The 21,708-nt window shown below is 63.1% G+C and carries 18 protein-coding genes and 2 pseudogenes; 7 read left to right on the forward strand and 13 right to left on the reverse strand.

The features are described 5' to 3' along the window. Nucleotides 1-7 precede the first annotated feature (7 nt). The 7 genes from cheB to FW789_RS08945 form a co-directional block, all read right to left on the reverse strand. Nucleotides 8-1,021, reverse strand: coding sequence for a chemotaxis response regulator protein-glutamate methylesterase (gene cheB, locus FW789_RS08915; RefSeq protein ID WP_186697640.1), 1,014 nt, complete (start codon nucleotides 1,019-1,021; stop codon nucleotides 8-10). Then, entirely contained in the window at nucleotides 1,018-3,315 is a 2,298-nt protein-coding gene (locus FW789_RS08920; RefSeq protein WP_411562094.1) for a hybrid sensor histidine kinase/response regulator, read from the reverse strand. The genes cheB and FW789_RS08920 overlap by 4 nt, the downstream gene beginning before the upstream one ends. Beyond that, the gene (locus tag FW789_RS08925) at nucleotides 3,312-3,977 is read right to left on the reverse strand and encodes a chemotaxis protein CheW (protein ID WP_103436288.1); all 666 of its coding nucleotides are present in this window, start codon (nucleotides 3,975-3,977) and stop codon (nucleotides 3,312-3,314) included. The genes FW789_RS08920 and FW789_RS08925 overlap by 4 nt, the downstream gene beginning before the upstream one ends. After that, the gene (locus FW789_RS08930; RefSeq protein ID WP_446431345.1) at nucleotides 3,974-5,239 is read right to left on the reverse strand and encodes a CheR family methyltransferase; all 1,266 of its coding nucleotides are present in this window, start codon (nucleotides 5,237-5,239) and stop codon (nucleotides 3,974-3,976) included. The genes FW789_RS08925 and FW789_RS08930 overlap by 4 nt, the downstream gene beginning before the upstream one ends. After that, nucleotides 5,236-5,757 carry a chemotaxis protein CheW gene (locus FW789_RS08935; RefSeq protein ID WP_411563221.1) on the reverse strand — a complete coding sequence of 174 codons (522 nt, stop codon included), beginning with the start codon at nucleotides 5,755-5,757 and terminating at the stop codon, nucleotides 5,236-5,238. Before FW789_RS08935 ends, FW789_RS08930 begins: the two co-directional genes overlap by 4 nt. 5 nt (nucleotides 5,758-5,762) lie before the next feature. Next, entirely contained in the window at nucleotides 5,763-7,385 is a 1,623-nt protein-coding gene (locus FW789_RS08940) for a methyl-accepting chemotaxis protein (protein WP_103436285.1), read from the reverse strand. Nucleotides 7,386-7,513: 128 nt separating this feature from the next. Continuing rightward, the gene (locus FW789_RS08945; protein ID WP_340612329.1) at nucleotides 7,514-8,209 is read right to left on the reverse strand and encodes a tellurite resistance TerB family protein; all 696 of its coding nucleotides are present in this window, start codon (nucleotides 8,207-8,209) and stop codon (nucleotides 7,514-7,516) included. A gap of 308 nt (nucleotides 8,210-8,517) precedes the next feature. Between FW789_RS08945 and FW789_RS08950 the strand changes: the two genes are divergently transcribed. The 5 genes and pseudogenes from FW789_RS08950 (at nucleotide 8,518) to FW789_RS08970 (ending at nucleotide 13,163) form a co-directional block, all read left to right on the forward strand. Then, nucleotides 8,518-9,402: a hypothetical protein gene (locus FW789_RS08950; protein WP_103438707.1), complete on the forward strand. Its 885-nt coding sequence runs from the start codon at nucleotides 8,518-8,520 to the stop codon at nucleotides 9,400-9,402. After that, complete coding sequence (locus tag FW789_RS08955) at nucleotides 9,353-10,408, forward strand: GGDEF domain-containing protein (RefSeq protein WP_186697629.1); 1,056 nt, start codon at nucleotides 9,353-9,355, stop codon at nucleotides 10,406-10,408. The genes FW789_RS08950 and FW789_RS08955 overlap by 50 nt, the downstream gene beginning before the upstream one ends. Nucleotides 10,409-10,738: 330 nt before the next feature. Next, nucleotides 10,739-11,140: pseudogene (locus FW789_RS08960) on the forward strand (PAS domain-containing protein); the annotation flags it as partial. 120 nt (nucleotides 11,141-11,260) lie between these two features. Further along, nucleotides 11,261-11,692 (forward strand): annotated as a pseudogene (locus tag FW789_RS08965) (methyl-accepting chemotaxis protein); the annotation flags it as partial. Between the two features lie 46 nt (nucleotides 11,693-11,738). Further along, nucleotides 11,739-13,163 carry a gamma-aminobutyraldehyde dehydrogenase gene (locus FW789_RS08970; RefSeq protein WP_446431346.1) on the forward strand — a complete coding sequence of 475 codons (1,425 nt, stop codon included), beginning with the start codon at nucleotides 11,739-11,741 and terminating at the stop codon, nucleotides 13,161-13,163. Between the two features lie 56 nt (nucleotides 13,164-13,219). On the opposite strand, the gene FW789_RS08975 is transcribed toward FW789_RS08970, so the two are convergent. The 3 genes from FW789_RS08975 to FW789_RS08985 form a co-directional block, all read right to left on the reverse strand. Then, nucleotides 13,220-14,329: an NADH:flavin oxidoreductase/NADH oxidase gene (locus FW789_RS08975; protein WP_446431347.1), complete on the reverse strand. Its 1,110-nt coding sequence runs from the start codon at nucleotides 14,327-14,329 to the stop codon at nucleotides 13,220-13,222. A 143-nt stretch (nucleotides 14,330-14,472) separates the two neighbouring features. After that, complete coding sequence (recJ, locus tag FW789_RS08980; protein ID WP_103436279.1) at nucleotides 14,473-16,182, reverse strand: single-stranded-DNA-specific exonuclease RecJ; 1,710 nt, start codon at nucleotides 16,180-16,182, stop codon at nucleotides 14,473-14,475. A 30-nt stretch (nucleotides 16,183-16,212) separates the two neighbouring features. Further along, nucleotides 16,213-16,755, reverse strand: coding sequence for a YaeQ family protein (locus FW789_RS08985; RefSeq protein ID WP_103436278.1), 543 nt, complete (start codon nucleotides 16,753-16,755; stop codon nucleotides 16,213-16,215). Nucleotides 16,756-16,886: 131 nt separating this feature from the next. Between FW789_RS08985 and FW789_RS08990 the strand changes: the two genes are divergently transcribed. Both FW789_RS08990 and FW789_RS08995 read left to right on the forward strand, forming a co-directional pair. After that, nucleotides 16,887-18,086, forward strand: a complete 1,200-nt coding sequence (locus FW789_RS08990; RefSeq protein ID WP_101317120.1) for a CaiB/BaiF CoA transferase family protein — start codon at nucleotides 16,887-16,889, stop codon at nucleotides 18,084-18,086. 83 nt (nucleotides 18,087-18,169) lie between these two features. After that, nucleotides 18,170-18,982 carry a TIGR02285 family protein gene (locus FW789_RS08995; protein WP_242548495.1) on the forward strand — a complete coding sequence of 271 codons (813 nt, stop codon included), beginning with the start codon at nucleotides 18,170-18,172 and terminating at the stop codon, nucleotides 18,980-18,982. Nucleotides 18,983-19,113: 131 nt separating this feature from the next. Here the strand turns inward: FW789_RS08995 and FW789_RS09000 are convergent, their stop codons facing one another. From FW789_RS09000 to thrC, 3 genes are all read right to left on the reverse strand, one after another. Continuing rightward, nucleotides 19,114-19,398 carry a DUF3509 domain-containing protein gene (locus tag FW789_RS09000; protein WP_103436276.1) on the reverse strand — a complete coding sequence of 95 codons (285 nt, stop codon included), beginning with the start codon at nucleotides 19,396-19,398 and terminating at the stop codon, nucleotides 19,114-19,116. Between the two features lie 75 nt (nucleotides 19,399-19,473). Further along, on the reverse strand, nucleotides 19,474-19,914 hold the full coding sequence (locus FW789_RS09005) for a response regulator (protein WP_103436275.1): 441 nt from the start codon (nucleotides 19,912-19,914) through the stop codon (nucleotides 19,474-19,476). Nucleotides 19,915-20,254: 340 nt separating this feature from the next. Further along, complete coding sequence (thrC, locus tag FW789_RS09010) at nucleotides 20,255-21,664, reverse strand: threonine synthase (RefSeq protein WP_207072496.1); 1,410 nt, start codon at nucleotides 21,662-21,664, stop codon at nucleotides 20,255-20,257. Nucleotides 21,665-21,708 lie beyond the last annotated feature (44 nt).

Genomic DNA, 21,708 nt, shown 5'->3' on the forward strand with positions numbered 1-21,708 from the left:
GCTGATGTCATTTGGTAAAAAACTCCGTCAATCGCCCGGCAATGCGCTCGAGCGGGCGGATCTCCATCGCTGCATCAATCGCCGCAGCGGCCTTGGGCATACCATATACAGCACTGCTCTGTTGGTCCTGGGCAATGGTCAGAAAGCCCTGCTGGCGCATCATCTTCAAACCCTGGGCGCCATCGCGGCCCATCCCGGTGAGCAGAACGCCCACGCCGGGCGCATTCCAATAGCGGGCCACGCTCTCGAAAAACACATCGATCGAGGGCCGGTAGATTTCATTGACCGGCTCGGCGGTGTAGGCGAGCTGGCCGTTTTTCAGCAAGCGGATATGGTGGTTGGTGCCTGCCAGCAATACCTGCCCGGCCTGCGGCGGCTCGCCTTCGCGGGCAAGCCGTACGACCTGGCCGCAGGTACTGCTGAGCCAGTCGGCCATACCTGCGGCAAACACTTGGTCCACATGCTGCACCAGCACGATGGCCGCCGGAAACTGCTTGGGCAGGCCCTTGAGCAAAACTTCAAGCGCGGCCGGGCCGCCAGCAGACGAACCAATCGCCACCAGGCCGGTACGCTGCGAGACTTCGCGCACAGCGGTGGGCACGTTGCTTGGCGCCGAAGTGCGCTGTTGGCCGATCAGCCAGCCGATATTGAGGATCTTGCGCAACAATGGCGCGGCCGCTTCGCGCGGATCACCCGCGCCCAGCGCCGGCGTATCGACTACATCCAGCGCGCCGTGGCCCATGGCCTCGAACACGCGGTGCACGTTCTGCTTGCGGTCGACCGTGACGATGACGATAGCGCAGGGCGTTGCCGCCATGATTCGCCGGGTTGCCTCGACGCCGTCCATCACCGGCATGATCAGGTCCATCAAAATCAAGTCAGGAGTCTGTTCGGCGCAGCGCTCGACCGCCTCCTGGCCATTGCCGGCGACCCAGATCAGCTCATGCGCTGGCTCCAGCGCAAGCGCCCGGCGCAGCGCCTCGACGGCCAGGGGCATGTCGTTGACGATGGCAATTTTCATCCTTGTGCACCTCCGATCAACTCGACCACTGCATCCAGCAACGCGTCATCGTGGAAGCTGGCCTTTGCCAAATAGTAGTCGGCGCCGGCATCCAGGCCACGCCGGCGGTCTTCTTCACGGTCCTTGTACGACACCACCATCACCGGCAAGCCTTGCAGGCGCTGGTCGCGGCGCACCAGGGTGACCAGTTCGATGCCATCCATGCGCGGCATGTCGATATCGGTTATCAGCAGGTCGAAGTCATCGCCGCGCAGGGCGTTCCAGCCATCCATACCGTCCACCGCCACGGCCACGTCGTAGCCGCGATTGCTTAGCAGCTTGCGTTGCAGCTCACGCACCGTCAGCGAGTCGTCCACCACCAGCACGCGCTTGCGGCTGACGCCCTTGGCACTGGCGCCGTTGCGTTCGATGCGCTCCAGGCGGCCGGTAGTCAGCAGCTTTTCCACCGAGCGCAGCAGGTCTTCGACGTCGACGATCAGTACCACCGAGCCATCGTCGAGCAACGCTCCGGCAGAAATATCCTGAACCTTGCCCAGGCGCGCATCGAGCGGCATCACCACCAGTACGCGCTCGCCGATCAGGCGCTCGACGGCAATCCCGTATAACTGATCGCGCTCGCGAATGACCACAACCCGCAGGCTGCGCTCATCGCCCTGCCCTTGCGGGCGATTGAGCAACTGATTGGCCGAGACCAGGCCGATATGGCGCTGCTCGTGCCAGAAGTGTTGACGCCCTTCGATCTGGACGATGGCCTCGGCGGGCACGTCGAGGGTGCGCTCGATATGCGCCAGCGGAAAGGCATACGCCTCGCCGCCGACCTCAACCACCAGGCTGCGCACCACCGACAAGGTCAGCGGCACCTGCAGTTGGAAGCAACAGCCTTGGCCAGCAACCTGGGTCAGCTCGATCGAGCCGCGTAGCTCGCGCACCATATGCTGCACTGCGTCCAACCCCACCCCGCGACCGGACACCTCGGTGACCCGATCGCGCATGCTGAAACCGGGCAGGAACAGGAACGTCAGCAGCTCGGCTTCGCTCATCTGCGCCACGGTCTCGGCCGGTGACAAGGCCCGTTCGGCAATACTGCAGCGCAGCCGCTCAAGGTCGATGCCGGCGCCATCGTCACTCAGCTCGACAATCAGCATCCCAGCCTGGTGGGATGCACGCAGGCGGATCACGCCATCGCTGGGCTTGCCCGCCAACAGGCGTCGTTCGGGCAGTTCGATGCCATGGTCGACGGCGTTGCGCAGCAGGTGAATCAGCGGCGCTTCGAGTTTTTCCAGGACATCGCGATCGACCTGGGTTTTCTCGCCCTCAATCTGCAATTGCACCTGTTTGCCCAGTGAGCGGCCCAGATCGCGAACCATCCGGCTCTGCCCGGTAAGCACATCGGCGAACGGCCGCATGCGGCAGGCCAGCGCCGTGTCATACAAGTTTTGCGCGCGCTGGCTGGCTTGCCAGCCGAACTCATCGAGCTCGGCTGCTTGCTGTTGCAGGATGGCCTGGGTTTCGCCGAGCAGGCGTTGGGTCTGGGCCAGCGCATCGAGTACTTCAGGGCTCTGGCCGCTGCTCTCAAGCTGGCTCTTCAGCCCGTCGAGGGCACGCATGCCCTGCCCGTGCATGCGCTTGAGCCGCTGCAGGCTGGCTAGGTAGGGCTTGAGCCGCTGGGTTTCCACCAGCGACTTGCTGGACTGGTCGAGCAGGCTGTTCAAGCGATCCGCGGTCACCCGCAATACTCGCTCGCCGGTCTGGCTGCTGCGTTTGCCTGGCCGCGGTGCAGGCTCGACATCGGCTTGCGCCTCGGCTGCCAGGACGAGCACATCGGCGCTAGCCACTGACGGCGCGGCCAACAGCGGTTCGCTCACTGCGGGGGTAACCACCTGTGGCGCCGCGCTGAACGCAGCAGCGGGGTCGAGCAACGTCGCCATCTGTGCGACAAAGCCCGGCACTGCCAGCTCACCGGCGGCATCGCCCGGCGTGGCGATGCGCATCAGCAGGTCGGTGCCTTGCAGCAAGGCATCGATGTGTTCGCCACGCAAACGCAGCCGGCCTTCCTGGGCCGCGACCAGGCAGTCTTCCATGACGTGGGCAACGCTCACCCCGGCATCGACGCCGACGATCCGCGCCGCGCCTTTGAGCGAGTGCGCGGCACGCATGCAGGCTTCGAGCTGATCGGCCTGGGTCGGGTTGCGCTCGAGCGCAATCAGGCCAGTGTTGAGCACCTGGGTCTGGGCTTCGGCCTCCAGACTGAACAGCTCCAACAAAGACGCATCACGCATTTGCTCAGGGGTCATGACAGGCTCCGCTTGACAGCAGACAGCAAGTGGGTCGAATCCAGTACGCGCACGCTGCGCCCGCGCCACTGCAGCACTGCGGCGGTGAAGCGCGCAGTGTCCTGGCTGTCTTCACAGGCATCGATATCAAGCCGATGGATGCCATCGACTTCATCCACTGGAGCAACTACCGGCCCGCCTTCGGCGGCCAGAATCAGCATGCGTGGCATTACCCGACCATTGATGGGGCTGGCCGGCAGGCTGTCGGCTCCCAGCAGCGCGGCCAGTGACAGGCACGGCACCAGGGCGCCGCGCACATTGGCCACACCTTGCAGTACCCGCGAGCGCTGATGCGGCAGGGAATGCACGGATTGCACCGGAGCGATCTCGGCGAGGCTGGCAGTCGCCAGCGCCAGCCATTCTTCACCCAGGCGGAACACCAGCATCGAACGCCCGGTGCATTCGGTCAGCGGCGCGGCTGCGACAGGCGCTTCGTCCTGCTGCAGGGCGTAGCGATCGAGCAGGCGCGTGGCGGCTGCGGCATGCACTTCACAGTTGCGGCAGTGAATATGCTGTTCAAGCAAAGGGCATTGTTTGTTGCCATGCACGCCGATGCGATTCCAGCAGTCGTCGATCGGCGCGTGGTCTTCGCTGACCAGCAGCAGCTCATGCATCTCGCTCATCGTTGCGGCTCCCGACCGGCCCGCGCGGCGCGTTCCTGCAGACGCCGCGCACCGGCCTCATCGCCTTGTGCGGCGAGCAGCGTGGCCAGCTGCAGCAGCGCCTCGGGGTGTTGCGGCTCGAGGTACACGGCCTTGCGGTAATGAATAATGGCGTTGTGGCTGTCGCCTGCGGTGTCGCTGAGCAGGCCCAGCCAGTAATACACCTGCGCCTTGGGTTCGAACTGGCGCAGGTAGCGCTCGCAACTGGCCAGCGCGGCCTGGCTGTCACCAGCGTTGGCCTGGCGGGCGATTTGCGCCAGCAGCTCGCTCTCGCCGGCCTGCCCGGCAATGGCCACCATCGACGGGGCGGGCGCTGAGCGCACGTGCCGCGGCGCTGGCGGCAAGCTACGCGGCACAGGCGGCTGGCTCCATGGCGCAGACACCAGGGCCGGCCGTGCAGGCGTCCGGGTAACTACGGGCACGGCTTGTTCCGGCTGGCGCACATAGGCGAACGACTGCGGGATGCCCAATGGCCGCATGCCCAGGCGCGCCAACAGGCTGCCTTCGGCGGGGCCAATGAACAGCACACCCTGGGCATGCAGCAATTGCTTGAGCACCGCAAACACCCGGCGCTGGGTGGGCACGTCGAAGTAGATCAGCAGGTTGCGACAGAAGACGAAGTCATAATGCCCGTTGCGACTAGCCAGGGCTGGATCAAGCACGTTGCCGACCTGCAGATCGACCTGGTGGCAGACTCGCTCGTGCAACTGATGGCCCTCACCGGTATCGCTGAAGTGCCGCTCGCGAAAGGCCACATCACTGCCACGAAACGAATTGCGCCCGTACAGCGCCTGGCGTCCACGGTCGACCGAGTTGGGGCTGATGTCCAGCCCATCGACACTGAACGCGGCGGCGCTCATGCCGCTGTCGAGCAACGCCATGGCTATCGAATAGGGCTCTTCGCCGGTCGAGCACGGCAGGCTGAGAATGCGTAGCGGCCGCACACCGGCCAGTTCGGCCAGGCGCTTGTGCGCGAGGCTGGCCAACGCGGCAAACGACTCGGGATAACGGAAAAACCACGTTTCCGGGACGATCACCGCCTCGATCAGCGCTTGCTGTTCAGCCGCCGATTGCTGCAGCAGCAGCCAGTAATCGTTCAAGTCGTGGGCTGCCAGCGCAGCACTGCGCTGACGCAGGGCACGCTCGACCATGGGCGCACCGACCGACTCGACATCCAGGCCGATGCGCTCTTGCAAGAATCGAAAAAACTGCTGTTCGATCATACCGGCACCTGCGCTGGCGGATCCGCGAACAACAAGCGACGGACCTCGTCACTGAGCAACTGGTCGATCTCGATGCGCTGCAACATGCCCTGGGCATCCTGGCGCACCGGGCCCAGATAGGGCGCCTCGACGTTGTCCAGGCCATACGGCTGGAACTCGTCAGGCTGGCAGCGCAGGGTCTCGGTGGCCTGCTCGAGGATCAACCCCAGGCGCAGCGTTGTAGCGCTGGCAGCCGGGTGATAACGCACCACCACCAGCCGCGTGCTGGTGCGTGCTGCGGCCGGCCTGGCAAAGCTCAGCGCGGCCAGGTCGATCACCGGGATCAGCGCACCACGATGGCTGAGAATCCCGCGCACCCACCCCGGCGCCTGAGCGATAGGCTTGAGCGTACGCAGTGCCAGCACTTCCACCACCTCACGCACATCCAGAGCGAAGCGCTGGTCATTGAGGCGAAACTGCAGGTACAGCACACCTTTGCCGGTGCCGGCTGTGGGTTCGCGCTGAGGCAGATCCTTCATTGTCATCAGACTTTGAAACGCGAGACACCGCCACGCAGGCCAGCCGCGACCTGGCTCAGCTCATCGATGGCGAAACTGGCCTGGCGCAGCGATTCGACGGTCTGGGTGCTGGCGTCGCTGAGCTGAGACAGCGCCTGGTTGATCTGCTCGGCACCGGTAGCCTGGGCCTGCATACCGTCATTGACCATCAATACCCGCGGCGCCAGCGCCTGGACCTGATGGATGATCTGGCTGAGTTGCTCGCCAACCTGCTGCACTTCGAACATGCCGCGGCGGACCTCTTCGGAAAACTTGTCCATGCCCATCACCCCGGCCGAAACCGACGACTGGATCTCGCGCACCATCTGCTCGATGTCGTAGGTCGCCACGGCGGTCTGGTCGGCCAGGCGGCGCACTTCAGTGGCCACCACGGCGAAGCCGCGGCCGTATTCGCCGGCCTTCTCGGCCTCGATCGCAGCGTTCAGCGACAGCAGGTTGGTCTGGTCGGCAACCTTGACGATGGTCACCACCACCTGATTGATGTTGCTGGCCTTCTCGTTGAGGATGCTCAGCTTGGCGTTGACCAGATCGGCCGCGCCCATCACCTGGTGCATGGTTTCTTCCATGCGTGCCAGGCCTTGCTGGCCGGAGCCGGCGAGGATCGAGGCCTGGTCAGCAGCCGAGGTGACCTCGGTCATGGTCCGCACCAGATCACGCGACGTGGCGGCGATCTCACGCGAGGTGGCGCCGATTTCGGTGGTAGTGGCTGCGGTTTCGGTGGCCGTGGCTTGCTGCTGCTTGGAGGTGGCGGCAATTTCGGTAACCGAGGTGGTCACCTGCACCGACGAGCGCTGGGCCTGGGCGACCAGGCTGGCAAGGGATTCGGCCATTTCGTTGAAGCCGGTTTCGATGGCGCCGAACTCGTCCTTGCGGTCCAGGTCCAGACGCATGCTCAAGTCGCCCGAGCGCAGCTTATCGAGGGCATGGACGATGCGTTGCATGGGCGTGGTGATCGCACGCATCAACAACAGCCCGCAAATGCCGGCAGCGATGATGGCCAGGATCAGCGAAACGATCATGCTGCCCTTGGCGGTGGCCACGGCGCTGACGATATCTTTGGTGGCTACGTCGGCCGCTTCGCGATTGCGTTCGATCACGGTGTTGAGGTGCTTGCGCCCTTCGACCCAGGCGGGCGTCAGCACGTCGGTGATCAAGCGCTCGGCTTCGGCGTAGTTCTTCTGCCGGTAGGCCTCGAGTACCAGTTCGATGTCGGCGATGTAACGTTTTTCCATGTCAACGAAGGCGTCGAAGCTGGTCTGGTCTTCCGTAGTACGAATGGTTGCCTGATAACTGGCCATATGCTGGCGCAGTCGCTCGTCAAAGCTCTTGAACAGTTCGATATCCGCAGAGGCGATATCGCGATGCTTGCTCAGGCCGACCAACTGCTGGCTGGTGACGTAGCTGTCGACCCAGGCGCTGCGGATCATCGAGCTGTAGTAGACGCCGGGGATGGCATCGGAACCGACCGCTTCCTCGCTCGCGGAAATGGCGACCAACCTTGAGTAGGCTGCAACGATCATCAACAACATGATGGCGATGATCACGGCAAAACTTGCCAGGATCCGTTGGCGCATGGTCCAGTTTTTCAAAATCAGCCCTCAAGAATTCAGTACGAGCGGGGAAATCGCTCGAGTATAGCCCAGGCATGATCCGGGTTTCTCAGCTGAATGAGCGGCGTTCGCGGCATCCCTGCCGGCAAAGGTGGCAAATAGCCAGATTACTGACCGGCGGCAAGCCTGGCCTGGGCTTCGAGCTCCTGGCGTAGGGCCGGGTCGAGGCGCAACTGGCGCGACAGCTCATCGAGGTAGGCGCGCTCCATGAAGTTTTCCTGATCAACCATCATCAAGCTCGCCAGGTACATCTCGCCGGCCATTTCCGGGGTTTGCGCGGCGCGGGCAACTTCTGCCGGGTCGAGCGGTTTGTTCAGCTCGGCGTGCAGCCATTGCTGCAGTTCACGATCGCTGTCCAGACGGGTGAATTCGCCTTCGATCAGTTCACGCTCACGCTCATCGATATGGCCATCGGACTTGGCTGCCGCGACCAGCGCACGCAGCACGGCCTGGCTGTGCTGCTCGGCTTCAGCCGGTGGCAGCCGGTCGAGCGTCTGCGGCTCCCGCACCTGGCCGGTGGCCTGCTGCGCCTGCCAGTTGTTGAAGGCCTTGTAGGCGATCACCCCCAGCGCAGCCAGGCCGCCGTAGGTCAGCGCCTTGCCGCCGAACTTGCGCGCGCTCTTGTTACCCAGCAACAAGCCCATGGCGCCACTTGCCAGGGCGCCGCCGCCCATGCCGGAGAGCAGCCCACCGAGCCCGCCTGCACCGAGTGACGGCTTGCCGCCAGCACTTTTACCGGTTTGTTTGCTGAGCATTTCCTGGCCGGTCTTGAACAGTTGATCGAGCAAACCTCGGGTGTTCATGCGCACGTCTCCACGCTACAGAAAGGAAAACCCAGAGTAAGGCTTGGCCTGTCGTTCGCCATGGAAGTATTTGCTTCGGGATGTTGCACAAGCCGACCAAGTGCGCTGGCAAGGCGGCACGCTCGGCCTGATCATCGAATACCCGCCAAGGGTCCAGCTCCATCGACCATGCATGGCCAAACCTTGCTCAGCGGTCAACCTTGCAACATTTTTGGGGCCATCCTGAATTTGCTCTGCGAAACCGCATAATCGGCGCTGAAACGATAATGGCCATGTGCGGCCATTGAAATTAGGTGATGTTGCTAGCCATGAAACGAGCCGAACTGCTGGACTACCTGCATCTGACGATCAGCAACTTCTACCGCCTTGATTCCGATGCCGCGCTGGACAAACACCTGCAGTTGATGCTTGAGCAATATCGGCGCAAACCATTCTTCTTCAAGAGCTTGCTCAAATACGACCGGTTAATGGTCGTGCTGTCGCTGCTCGCCTTTTATTTCCACGACCCAATGACGCCTTTATCCCGGGTCAAGGCATTTTGCGAGCGGCGTGGCTACCTGACGCGCAACACCCTGGAGTCGTACTTCTCGTTCTTCCTGATATCGGGCTATATGCACGTATCGCCCCACCCGGATGATGCTCGGCAACGCATCTACAGGCCCAGCAAAACAGCTATCGATCTGGCCACGCAACTGATCAGCGCATACCTCATACCGGCCCAGCAACTGATCCCCGATGCACAGCCTGGGCAGCGCACCGAGCCAACTGCGTTCCTGCGTCAATACTTTAGCGGATTCGCTCATCTGCTGGATGCCGACGTGCTGCTGGACGGGCTGCTGCCGGGGGCCAAGTGGATCATGAACCGTGACGGTGGTCATCTGCCGATGCTGAGCCTGTACCTCGATGCCCGGGGCTTTCACTCAAACGACGGCGGCTACAAGGTCTCCAGCTATGCCGAGCTGTCCTCCCGGCTCGGGGTGTCCACCATGCACGTGGCACGGCTGGTCAAGGAAGGCGAAAGCAAAGGCTACTTCCGCACCCAGGGAACACTGGTCGAGATGCGCCCGGCATTCGCCGAGCTGGTCAGGCACACCATGGCGATCTACTTCGCCGTTACGCGGGTCAGCATGGAGCTTGGTAGTTATGCCCTCGAATCGGAAATACCCCAGCCTGGAGCTGGATGTCTCGGCTGATCATCGCCCGCGCATCAGGCTGCTGCTGCGCGAGGGCATCATTGCCGTGCAACTGTTGGTTATCGCCAGCTGGCTTGCCGTTCACCTGGTGCTTGACGAACGCATCGCCACCCTCGGCGCCTGGGGACCGCTATTGATGATGGTAGCTCTGTTCACCATCCAGACACGGACAAACTCGGACAATGTATGGCGGTATTCGGGCTTGCTGTTCATGTTGACGGTGGTGCTCGGCTTCAAGTTGATCTTTCTCGAATACCCGCTATTGCATCGCCAGTTCTCTCTGGCCATGACCGTACTGGCGGTGGTCGGCGCATCGCTGCTGATCCGTGGGCCAATGGATTATCTGCTGGTCGCCGTGTTGAGCTGGGTGCTGGTGATGCCCCACATCGGTCACGATGACGTGAGCGACTACCGCTGGTATCTGGCTATTTTTTTTGCCTTCTCGATCAGCCTGGGCTGGATCAACAGCCGCACCTACCTGCGCGCACTGAGCATCACACTGCAGATCGAGCAGCACTATCGTACCCTGTCGGAAACCGACTACCTGACTTCGCTGTACAACCGACGTGCACTGATGGACCGCTTCGAGCGCTTCATCGAAAGCCACGGTGGCGGTTTCTTCATGATGATCGATATCGACGACTTCAAGCGGATCAACGACCAACTTGGTCACGCCGCCGGCGATCAAGTGCTGCGCGTGCTCGCTGCACGCCTGCGCAACATGGCCGGCAGCCACTGTGCCGGGCGGCTAGGTGGTGAGGAATTCGGCGTCATCATCGACACCCTGAGCCCAGCCATCGCCCTGGCCATCGCCGAGCGCCTGCTGGAGGCGGTACGCAACAGCCGCGAAGCTCCCGCCCGCTTCACCTTCAGCGCTGGGCTGGTGCCCTTCAGCCATGATCAAGCCCTAGCCGACATCCTTATCCACGCCGACCGCTGCCTGTACAAGGCCAAACGCGCCGGCAAAGACCGGGTGCATTTCGGTGTAGGCGAGCATTTATCCTGACAATTACCGGAGTTCGCCGTGTTCAACCGCCGCTGCACGCAGGCACTGCTCGCTTGCCAACAACAACTGGACAGCCTGCAAGCTGTGCTCGCCCAACTGGAACAGCAACTGCTCAGCGCTCGCCTCGATGCCAACGGCTGCTTCACCGAGGTCAATGCGCCGTTCGCCAACGCGCTTGGCTTTTCCGCCGCGCAACTGCTCGGGGTCAAGCTCGAAGCCCTGCTTGAACCAGGCTGCAGCTTGCCGGCACCACTGACAGGCTCGCCGTCGCTCAATTGCCGGGGCGCCGACGGCCGCCCGGTGCTCCTTCAGCTATGCTGGTTGCGCGACGTGCTGGGCCAACATCGTGGTTACGGCTGCGCCAGCCCCGGCACCAGCCGCCGTGACCGGGACGGGCTGGAGTTATACAACGCCCTTGACCATTCCACCGCCATCATCCAGTTCAACCTCAACGGCATGGTGCTCGACGCCAACAAAGCCTTTCTCAACGCCATGGGCTATGGCCTGACGCAGATTCTCGGCAAGCACCACCGCATGTTCTGCTCTGCCGAGGACGCCGCCTGCGCCGACTACACCCAGTTCTGGCAAGCGCTCAATCGCGGGCAGTTCGTGGCGGGGCGCTTTCGTCGTATCGACGCCCGCGGCAATACCGTATGGCTTGAAGCGACCTACAACCCGATCAAGGACCAGCACGGTCGCCTCTACAAGGTGGCCAAGTTCGCCAATGTGGTAACCGAACAGGTGGAAAAAGCCGACCTCGTGCGCGGCGCTGCCGAACTCGCCCATGATGTTTCGCTGACCACCGAGCACAGCGCACAGCAAGGCCTGACAGTAGTCATGCAGGCCGCGTCGGCCATGCAATCCATCGCCGGGGAAATGGCCAGCGTTGGCCAGGACATGCAAGCGCTGCAGGCGCAGTCCCTGAACATTGGTGCGATCGTCGAGATCATCGGCGGGATTGCGGCGCAGACCAACCTGCTGGCACTCAATGCGGCCATCGAGGCCGCTCGTGCCGGCGATCAGGGCCGTGGCTTTGCTGTGGTTGCCGATGAAGTCAGGCGCCTGGCCGCGCGCACTACCGAGGCCACCCGGGACATTTTCGAGGTAGTGCGTCTGAACCGGGAACTGGCCGATGGCGCCTTCAATGGCATTCAGAACAGCCGCGAGCATGCCTGCGCTGTGCAGGACTTGGCCAGCCAGGCCGGCAACGCGATGAACGAAATCAGCCGCGGCGCACGCCAGGTCGTCGAGGTCACCAGCCGGGTAGCCAATGAGCTGCAGTGAGTGGTCTACGCTATCGACCATCGCAAATGCCTCGGAGGATTGCCCCATGCACACCCAGATGCTGATCAACGGCCAACTGGTGGCCGGTGAAGGCCCGGCCTGGACCGTACTCGACCCAGCCGCAGGCACTGCCCTGGCGCAGATCAGCGAGGCCAGCGAGGCGCAGGTCGACAGCGCCGTGCGCGCCGCCGACAGCGCCTTTGCCAGTTGGTCGCAGACCAGCCCGAAAGACCGCTCGCTGGCCCTGCTGGCGCTGGCCGATGCCATTGAACAACACGGCGAAGAACTGGCCAGCCTCGAATCGCAGAACTGCGGCAAGCCCCTCGCCGCCGCCCTCAATGACGAGATCCCGGCCATTGTCGACGTGTTTCGCTATTTCGCCGGGGCGGCGCGCTGCCTGGGCGGTTCGGCGGCAGGCGAGTACCTGCCGGGGCACACTTCGATGGTGCGGCGTGACCCGCTGGGCGTGGTCGCCTCGATTGCACCGTGGAACTACCCGCTGATGATGCTCGCGTGGAAGATCGCGCCGGCACTGGCCGCAGGTAACACCGTGGTGCTCAAGCCCTCCGAGCTGACCCCGCTGACAGCGCTGCGCCTGGCCGAGCTGGCCCGCGAGATCTTCCCGGCGGGTGTGCTGAATATTCTGTTTGGCCGTGGCGCGACTGTGGGCACGCCGCTGGTCACTCATCCGCGCGTGCGCATGGTATCGCTGACCGGCTCGATCCCGACTGGGGCGAACATCATCGGCGCCACTGCCGCCAGCGTGAAGCGCATGCACATGGAGTTGGGCGGCAAGGCGCCAGTGCTGATCTTCGATGACGCCGATCTCGATGCGGCCGTCGATGGCATTCGCAGCTTTGGTTTCTACAATGCCGGCCAGGACTGCACCGCCGCGTGCCGGCTGTATGTACAGGACGCCATCTACGATGAATTTGTCGAGCGCCTGGGCCAGGCTGTCGCCAGCATCAAGCCGGGACCTCAGGGTGCGGCCGACACCGAACTCGGCCCACTGATCAGTGCGCAACACCGCGACAAGGTAGCGGGCATGGTTCAACGCGCCCTCGACCAGCCGCATATCCGCCTGGTCACTGGCGGTAAAGTGTTGGAGGGTGCAGGCTTCTTCTACACGCCGACCCTGCTGGCCGACGTGCTGCAGGACGACGAGATCGCCCGTCATGAGGTGTTCGGCCCGGTGGTCACCGTCACTCGCTTTGCCGACGAAGCCCAGGCGCTGGAGTGGGCCAACGACTCCGAGTACGGCCTTGCCTCATCGGTGTGGACCACTGACGTGGGCCGCGCGCACCGCCTTGCCGCACGCCTGCAATACGGCTGCACCTGGATCAACACGCACTTCATGCTGATTAGCGAGATGCCCCACGGCGGGCAGAAGCAATCGGGCTACGGCAAGGATATGTCGATGTATGGGCTGGAGGACTACTCCTGTGTCCGCCATGTGATGTTCAAGCACTAGCCGTATTGGCTGCCTTGTCGCCGTCTTCTGTCGACGACAAGGCAGCCACATCAACGTCAGGCGTCGCGCAGGTCGGACTCGTGAATCGGGTTGGCGCGGTGGGTTGCCCGTTGGTATTGCGCTGGCCAAGTGGCCTTGTTGCCACCCAGATCATCGTCGGCATGCAGCGGCCAGTACGGATCACGCAGCAGTTCGCGGGCGAGGAAGATCAGGTCAGCCTGCCCCGTGCGCAGAATGTGCTCGGCCTGGGCGGGTTCGGTGATCATGCCGACGGTGCCGGTGGCGATCTCCGCCTCTTTGCGCACGCGCTCGGCAAAGCGCGTTTGATAGCCCGGGCCGGTGGGAATCTCGGCGTTGGCCGAAGTGCCGCCCGACGACACGTCGATCAGGTCGACGCCCAACGCGCGCAGGCGGCGCGCCAGCTCGACGGTTTCGTCAGGGTTCCAGCCGTCTTCGACCCAGTCGGTGGCCGATACCCGGACGAACAGCGGCAGCTCTTTGGGCCATACCGCACGCACAGCCTCGGTAATCTGAAGGGTAAAGCGAATGCGGTTTTCGAAGCTGCTGCCGTATTCATCGCGGCGCTGGTTGCTCAGCGGCGAGAGAAACTGATGCAGCAGGTAGCCATGGGCAGCGTGCAGTTCGACCACCTTGAAACCCGCAGTGAGCGCGCGCTCAGCGGCTTTGACGAAGGCGTCGATGATCTCCTGGATCTCGCTGGTACTCAGCTCACGCGGTGCAGTGTGCTCCGGGTCGAAGGCGATTTTCGACGGACCGACCGGCTGCCAGCCGCCGTCCTCCGGCTTGACGCTGCCGTGCTTGCCCAGCCAGGGCCGATGAGTGCTGGCCTTGCGCCCGGCATGGGCCAACTGAATGGCGGGCACTGAACCCTGGGCAGTGATAAAGCGAGTGATGCGCTGCAGCGGCGCAATCTGCTGGTCGTCCCACAGACCGAGGTCTTCAGCGGTAATCCGACCATCGGCGGTGACCGCCACGGCTTCGGTGAAGACCAGCCCGGCCCCGCCTACGGCACGGCTGCCCAAGTGCACTAGATGCCAGTCATTGGCCAAGCCATCGGCGGCCGAATACTGGCACATCGGCGACACGGCGATGCGGTTGGGCAGGGTCAACTGGCGGAGGGTGTAGGGCTCTAACAGCAGGCTCATGGGGGATCTCCCTGGGACTCCAAATGGGTGACCGGCCCGGGCACTGATGTGCAGCCGTGGCCTGGTACCGGTTCTCTTGAGCCTAGACCAGTTTGTTGCGACCTGGGTTCAGCCCGGTCGCAGGAGTATCCCGCAGCAGCCGGTTAGCGTGGTTCGATGTGCGCGATCATCAGTTGCACGCTTTCGTTGCCGCGAAACTCGTTGACGTCCAGCTTGTAGGCCAGCTCGACCCAACGCACGGTGGGGTTGGGCCAGACTTCGCGGTCGATACCGAAGGCAATACCGTCGAGTTTGACCGCACCGCACTCGCTTTTGAGCACCACTTTGAGATGCCGCTCACCGACCACACGCTGCTCAACCAGCTGGAACACACCATGGAACAGCGGCTCGGGAAAATGCTGGCCCCACGGGCCGGCGTTGCGCAGGGCGCGGGCCAAGTCCAAGTGGAATTCTTCAACCGCCAGGGTACCGTCGGTCAACAAACGCCCGGTCAGGTCGTCTTCATTGAGCTGACGCCGGGTTTCTTCGTCGAACGCGGCGGCAAAGGCCGGGAAATTATCTGCCGGCAGCGACAAACCGGCGGCCATCGCGTGGCCACCGAACTTGCTGATCAACTGCGGGTGGCGCGCAGCCACGGCGTCCAGCGCGTCGCGGATATGAAAGCCTGGCACCGACCGCGCCGAACCCTTGAGCACACCCTCACCGGCATCGGCAAAGGCGATGGTCGGGCGGTGGTAACGTTCTTTCAGGCGCGAGGCGAGGATACCGATCACGCCCTGGTGCCACTGGGCATCGAACAGGCACAGGCCGTACGGCATCGACTCCAGCGGCAACTCCTTGAGCTGGGCCAGCGCTTCGCGCTGCATGCCCTGCTCGATCGACTTGCGGTCCTGGTTGAGGCCGTCCAACTGCTCGGCCATGTCACGGGCCAGCGCCGGGTCGTCACAGAGCAGGCATTCGATGCCCAGGCTCATGTCGTCCAGCCGGCCTGCGGCGTTCAGGCGCGGACCGAGGATAAAGCCCAGATCGGTCGAGGTGATGCGCTGGTAGTCACGGCGAGCGACTTCGAGGATCGCCTTCAAGCCGGCGCGGGCGCGACCAGCGCGAATTCGCTCGAGGCCCTGATGGACCAGGATGCGGTTATTGGCATCCAGCGGCACCACGTCGGCGACACTGCCCAGCGCGACCAGGTCGAGCAGCTCACCGATGTTCGGTTGTGCCTGGGTCTGGTAACGGCCAAGGCTGCGCAAACGCGCGCGCAAGGCCATCAGCACGTAGAAGATCACCCCTACCCCTGCCAGCGACTTGCTGGGGAACTCGCAGCCTGGCTGGTTCGGGTTGACGATGGCGTCGGCGTCCGGCAAGTGCTGGCCGGGCAAGTGGTGGTCGGTCACCAGCACCTTAAGCCCAGCGGCCTTGGCGGCGGCAACGCCCTCGACACTGGAGATGCCGTTGTCGACGGTGACCAGCAGTTGCGGTTGGCGCTGCAGCGCGACTTCGACGATTTCCGGGGTCAGGCCATAGCCGTACTCAAAGCGGTTTGGCACCAGGTAGTCGACATGCGCCGCGCCCAGCAGCCGCAGGCCCAGCACGCCAACGGTGCTGGCGGTGGCGCCATCGGCATCGAAGTCGCCGACGATGAGGATGCGCTGGCGCTGGTCCAGCGCCTCGACCAGCAGATCGACCGCCGCGTCGATGCCCTTGAGCTGCTGATACGGCAGCAGACGGGCGAGGCTCTTGTCCAGCTCAGCCTCCGATTGCACGCCGCGAGCGGCGTACAGGCGGGTCAGCAACGGCGGCAAGGCACCCAGAAAAGGCAGGGTGGGCGGCAACGGGCGGGGTTCGATACGCATGGGGTCTTCAGCAGTCTATAAAGGTTGAAATCAGCCGCGCTCGCCGAGCAGCCACTGCAGCTGCACTTCGTGCTGGCCGCGGTCGTCGGTGACGAACACCGTGCCTTCGCTGATCATCACATCCCACTTGATCACCCGCGGCATGTCCTTGGCGATGACTTCCAGCACGTCTTGCGGGACGGCGGCGATGTTGACGTTTTTCAGGTTCTTGATCGCGCCGAGCACCTTGGTTTCCCACACGCGCAGGCTGCCATAGGCGAGCAGGCTGGTGCGCTCGGTGCGACGCGAGCACCAGGTCAGCCGATCAGCGTCGGGCTGGCCGACTTCGATCCAGTGCAGGACCCGATCATCCAGGCTCTTTTCCCACAGCGCAGGCTCGTCGACGTCCGACAGACCACGGCCGAACGACAGTTGCTCGTTGTACCAGAGCGCGTAGGCGAGCAGACGCACGGCCATGCGCTCTTCGGTTTCCGAAGGGTGGCGGGCGATGGTCTGTTTGACGCTTTCGTAGACGTTGCGGTCGAGGTCGGTCAGGTTCAGTTCGAACTTGTAGGTGGTGGACGGCTGGGCCATGGGTGACGGGCTTCTAGCTGGAGAAAGTCGGCTAGTCTAACTGATCCTGCCCTGCTTGCGTCGCGACAGTATCTGCCGCAGGCGAGCTGTGATAAAACCAGCGCTTTGTTTCTGCCGCCACGGATGCCCCCATGCCCACGCCCAGCAAACCCCTCGCCGGCCTTAAAGTCATCGAGCTCGGGACCCTGATCGCCGGCCCTTTTGCGTCGCGTATCTGCGCCGAATTCGGTGCCGAGGTGATCAAGGTCGAATCGCCCGACGGCGGTGATCCGCTGCGCAAATGGCGCAAGCTGTATGAAGGCACGTCGTTGTGGTGGTTCGTCCAGGCGCGCAACAAACAGTCGCTGACGCTTAACCTCAAGCATGAGGAAGGTCGCGAGATCCTCAAGCGGCTGCTGGCCGAAGCCGACATCCTGATCGAGAATTTCCGCCCCGGCGTGCTGGAAAAACTCGGCCTGGGCTGGGACGTGCTGCATGCGCTCAACCCGCGCCTGGTCATGGTGCGCCTGTCGGGCTTCGGCCAGACCGGGCCGATGAAAGACCAGCCGGGCTTCGGTGCAGTCGGCGAATCGATGGGTGGCCTGCGTTACATCACCGGCTTCGATGACCGTCCGCCCGTGCGTACCGGTATCTCTATCGGCGACTCGATTGCCGCCCTGTGGGGCGTGATCGGTGCATTGATGGCGCTGCGTCACCGCGAGGTCAATGGCGGTGCCGGGCAAGTGGTCGATGTGGCGCTGTATGAAGCGATCTTCGCCATGATGGAAAGCATGGTGCCGGAATTCGACGTGTTCGGTTTTATCCGCGAGCGCACCGGCAACATCATGCCCGGCATCACTCCCTCGTGCATCCACACCAGCGCCGACGGCAAGCATGTGCAGATCGGCGCCAACGGCGATGCGATCTTCAAGCGCTTCATGCAGGCAATCGGCCGCGACGACCTGGCCGATGACCCAACCCTGGCCAGCAACGACGGCCGCGACCTGCGCCGTGACGAGCTGTACGGCGTGATCGATCGCTGGGTCAATGGCTTGCCGCTGGAACAGGTACTGGAGGTTTTGAACACCGCACAGGTGCCGGCCAGCCGGATCTATTCGGCAGAAGACATGTTCAGCGACCCGCAGTTTCTGGCCCGCGAGATGTTCCTGCAGGGCCGCTTGCCCGATGGCAAAGCGTTCAAGATGCCCGGCATCGTGCCGAAGCTGTCCGACACGCCAGGCTCGACTGAATGGGTTGGCCCGGCGCTGGGCGAACACACCACGGCGCTGCTCAGCGGCCTTGGCTACGACGCTGCAGCCATTGCCCGGCTGCGCAAGGATGGCGCGGTCTGAACCGCGCCGCCGTGGTGTTCAGACTCAAGTTAGGCAGGCTGCGGACGCTTGCACTTATCTGCGCGCTGCTGCCCGGCGTAGCCATGGCCAAGGAAACGCTGCTGTGGCTGATCCGCGATCTGCCGCCCTTCACGATCTTTGAAGGGCCTGAACAAGGCCAAGGCGTGCTCGACCGCATGCTGCCGCTGCTGATCGCGCAGATGCCCGAGTACGAGCACAGCATCGTCCGGGTCAACCGCGCCCGCGGCATCCAGATGCTGCAAGAGCCTTCCTTCACCTGCGATCCTACCCTGCTGTGGACTCCGGAGCGGGCCAAGTACGCTTATTTCTCCAGCCCGACCATGGCCACGTTGAGCAGCGGCCTGTTGGTGCGCAACGAGGACCAGGCGCTGATCGAACCTTACGTGCAAGGCGGCAGCGTCGACCTCAAACGCCTACTGACCCAGAGCACGTTGAAGCTCGGGATCGTTGCCGAGCGCAGTTACAGCGCCTCGGTCGATGAGATGCTCAGGCAACTGCCCGACAGCGCATTCAACCGTCACTACGGCACCGAAGCGACCGCCAGCTTGCTGCAGATGCAGCAGTTGGGCCGTTTGCAATTGGTGCTGGGTTACTGGCCAGAGGTGCGCTACCTGCTCAATCAGCAAGGCGCGGATACGCACAGTTACCATTTTTATCCGATCCAGAGCGTGCAGCCCTACCAGCTACTGCATGTCGCCTGCTCCGACACACCGCTCGGGCGTGAGGCGATCGGCCATATCGACAAACTGTTGCCGGCGCTGCGCCGTGACACCTTGCCGCATCTGTATGCCCACTGGCTAGATCAAGAGCAGCGCGAAGCGTATATGCAGCGAGCCGCAGAGCTGGCCGACGATCAGGCCTACGCCACGCCCTGAGCCAGAAAAAAGAAACCCCGGTCGCTGGGGAAAACGACCGGGGTCAAGCGAAAGTCATCTGGACTTTCCGTGGCAGCGCAACGTCACCGGAGCAAAGCGCCGCTGGGCTGCCATTAGCAAATAAGACGCAGTCAGCTGGCAAAGGTTCCGTGAATCGGTTGGCGCTGCTGCAGCGCAGCGATCACACAAGGCTGCAGGCGTCCTTCAGCAATCTGCACATCCCGATGCAGGCCATCGACCAGATCTATCAGCAGGCTCTGTTCTTGCAATTGTCGCGAACTGACAGCCCGTTGCAGGGTGACATTGCCTTGAGGGTCACGCAGAACCAGTTGACGATTGCCATCGGCATCGGCGGCGGCAAGGTGAGCTTGGTAAGGGGTCAGAGCATCATTGAGCAGTCTGCAAATTCTTTCCATCCGGCGCACTCACTTGTTTTTTGGCTATATGGGTACTGACCCTTGGCGGCCGCAGAAAGTTCGTTGCTGCGGGACTCAGTGAGCATGCGCGCGCATCATGACAGTTTGAAAATCGCTCACAGCAGGTTTATAGCGGCTGCCACCCACCCGCTGCAGCGTCCGTTGCAGTGCTGGCATCGACAAAGGCCAGGCCAGTTCGTTGACCACCCACAAGCCTTTTTGCCGGGCCTGCTGAACAATATCAACCTGAGCGGGACGCGGCTGACCGATCAACAGCAACGCGGTCGATGGACAGGTGACACTCAGTTGCTGCAGCAACTGAATGCCGTCGGCACTGGGCATGGCGTGATCGAGGATCAGCAGATCAGGTGCACGCCGGCTGGCCAGCAAGATTGTAGCGATAGCCAGGTTGTCGGCGATGCGCACATTGAAAATACCCTGAGCATTGCAGGCCTGATGCAAGCTGATCTGCTGGGCAGGACGAGTTTGATAGATGACGACGTTGAGCCGGTACATAGGGCGCTCCTGAGCGCCGCGCGCCCGGATTGAAGTAGCGCCAACTGTAGAAAGGGTCAAGTGCGAGGGATATAGGAAAAGGCTGAATGTGCGGGGCAGGACAATCCATGAATGGGGTCTGCTCGCAGACCTTCGCGGGTGAACCCGCCCCCACAAAAGTGACTCGCCGTAAGGGCGAAAGGGGCCTGCATAACCACCATCGGAAACGGATAAGTCCACAGCAATGGTGAACGAACCGGAGATCGCGGGGGCCGCTGCGCGACCCAATCGCGACACGAGGCCGCTCCTACAGAGATCCCACTAGGCAAACCATATGTAGAAGCGTCCCCCATCTACCCCATCACAAAGGCTTACCGCGATTCCCATGCTGGCTAACAAACCCCTGCACCACTTTCAGGTCATTGGCCAACACCGTACACCGCTCTTCCCGCTCAAACAGGTCAGTCAGGTGCGCCGGCAATTCCAACGCCTTGCCCACCCCAGCCTTCTCCACTGCCTCGGGGAACTTGACCGGATGCGCCGTCCCCAACACCACCATCGGCGTATCCAGACTGCGCCGGCACTCACGCGCAGCATGCACGCCAATCGCCGTGTGCGGATCCAGCACTTCACCCGTGCTGGCAAATACCTCGGCAATGGTCGTGCAGGTCTGCTCGTCACTGACCGCCAGCGAATCGAACAGCTTGCGCGCCTCGGTCCAGCGGTCTTGCTCGACGCTGAAACCACCACCCTGCTTGAAGTTGGCCATCAACTCGGCAATCGCCGCACCGTTGCGCCCGTGCAGGTCGAATAGCAGCCGCTCGAAGTTGGACGAAACCATGATGTCCATCGACGGCGACAGGGTCGCGTGCAGGGTTTCCTTGACGTACTGATTGCCGCTCATGAAGCGGTGCAGGATGTCGTTACGGTTGGTCGCGACGATCAGCTGGCTGATCGGCAGGCCCATGTTGCGCGCCAGGTAACCGGCGAAGATGTCGCCGAAGTTGCCGGTCGGCACCGAGAACGCCACCGAACGCGCCGGCCCGCCCAACTGCAGGGCCGCGTGGAAGTAGTAAACGATCTGGGCCATGATCCGCGCCCAGTTGATCGAGTTGACTGCCACCAGGCGCGTGCCTTTGAGGAACGACTGGTCGGCGAAGCTGGCCTTGACCATTTCCTGGCAATCGTCGAAGTTGCCTTCGATGGCGATGTTGTGGATATTCTCGCCAAAGATGGTGGTCATCTGCCGGCGCTGCACTTCCGACACGCGCTGGTGTGGGTGCAGGATGAAGATGTCGACGTTGTCGCAACGGCGGCAGCCTTCGATAGCTGCCGAGCCGGTGTCGCCGCTGGTAGCACCGACGATCACCACGCGCTCGTTGCGCTTGGCCAATACGTGATCGAGCAGGCGGCCGAGCAGTTGCAGGGCAAAGTCCTTGAACGCCAGGGTCGGGCCGTGGAACAGCTCAAGTACCCATTCATTGGAGCCAAGCTGGCGCAGCGGCGCCACTGCCGCATGGGCGAAGGCGCCGTAGGTTTCTTCGAGGATCTTCTTGAAGTCGGCGTCGGTAATGCTGCCGGCCACGAACGGGCGCATCACCCGGAAGGCCAGCTCGTGGTACGGCAGGCCGGCCCACGAGGCGATTTCTTCCTGGGTAAAGCGCGGCAGGTTCTCCGGCACATACAGGCCGCCATCGCTGGCGAGACCGGCAAGCAGGACGTCTTCGAAATTCAGGGCCGGTGCCTGGCCGCGAGTGCTGATATAGCGCATGGTGCAAACCTTCAATGCTGGGGCCCGGGCCGCAGACGCGGCCC

The sequence above is a fragment of the Pseudomonas sp. 1121_17 genome, assembly GCF_052850745.1.

Bases quoted from the DNA above. Each gene is read 5' to 3' on its own strand.
- thrC (WP_207072496.1), bottom strand. From the start codon at position 21,664: ATGCGCTATATCAGCACTCGCGGCCAGGCACCGGCCCTGAATTTCGAA.
- FW789_RS08995 (WP_242548495.1), top strand. From the start codon at position 18,170: ATGGCCAAGGAAACGCTGCTGTGGCTGATCCGCGATCTGCCGCCCTTC.
- recJ (WP_103436279.1), bottom strand. From the start codon at position 16,182: ATGCGTATCGAACCCCGCCCGTTGCCGCCCACCCTGCCTTTTCTGGGT.
- FW789_RS08970 (WP_446431346.1), top strand. From the start codon at position 11,739: ATGCACACCCAGATGCTGATCAACGGCCAACTGGTGGCCGGTGAAGGC.
- FW789_RS08925 (WP_103436288.1), bottom strand. From the start codon at position 3,977: ATGAGCGAGATGCATGAGCTGCTGCTGGTCAGCGAAGACCACGCGCCG.
- FW789_RS09000 (WP_103436276.1), bottom strand. From the start codon at position 19,398: ATGGAAAGAATTTGCAGACTGCTCAATGATGCTCTGACCCCTTACCAA.
- FW789_RS08985 (WP_103436278.1), bottom strand. From the start codon at position 16,755: ATGGCCCAGCCGTCCACCACCTACAAGTTCGAACTGAACCTGACCGAC.
- cheB (WP_186697640.1), bottom strand. From the start codon at position 1,021: ATGAAAATTGCCATCGTCAACGACATGCCCCTGGCCGTCGAGGCGCTG.
- FW789_RS08990 (WP_101317120.1), top strand. From the start codon at position 16,887: ATGCCCACGCCCAGCAAACCCCTCGCCGGCCTTAAAGTCATCGAGCTC.
- FW789_RS08930 (WP_446431345.1), bottom strand. From the start codon at position 5,239: ATGATCGAACAGCAGTTTTTTCGATTCTTGCAAGAGCGCATCGGCCTG.
- FW789_RS08975 (WP_446431347.1), bottom strand. From the start codon at position 14,329: ATGAGCCTGCTGTTAGAGCCCTACACCCTCCGCCAGTTGACCCTGCCC.
- FW789_RS08945 (WP_340612329.1), bottom strand. From the start codon at position 8,209: ATGAACACCCGAGGTTTGCTCGATCAACTGTTCAAGACCGGCCAGGAA.
- FW789_RS08955 (WP_186697629.1), top strand. From the start codon at position 9,353: ATGCCCTCGAATCGGAAATACCCCAGCCTGGAGCTGGATGTCTCGGCT.
- FW789_RS08950 (WP_103438707.1), top strand. From the start codon at position 8,518: ATGAAACGAGCCGAACTGCTGGACTACCTGCATCTGACGATCAGCAAC.
- FW789_RS09005 (WP_103436275.1), bottom strand. From the start codon at position 19,914: ATGTACCGGCTCAACGTCGTCATCTATCAAACTCGTCCTGCCCAGCAG.
- FW789_RS08920 (WP_411562094.1), bottom strand. From the start codon at position 3,315: ATGACCCCTGAGCAAATGCGTGATGCGTCTTTGTTGGAGCTGTTCAGT.
- FW789_RS08935 (WP_411563221.1), bottom strand. From the start codon at position 5,757: ATGAAGGATCTGCCTCAGCGCGAACCCACAGCCGGCACCGGCAAAGGT.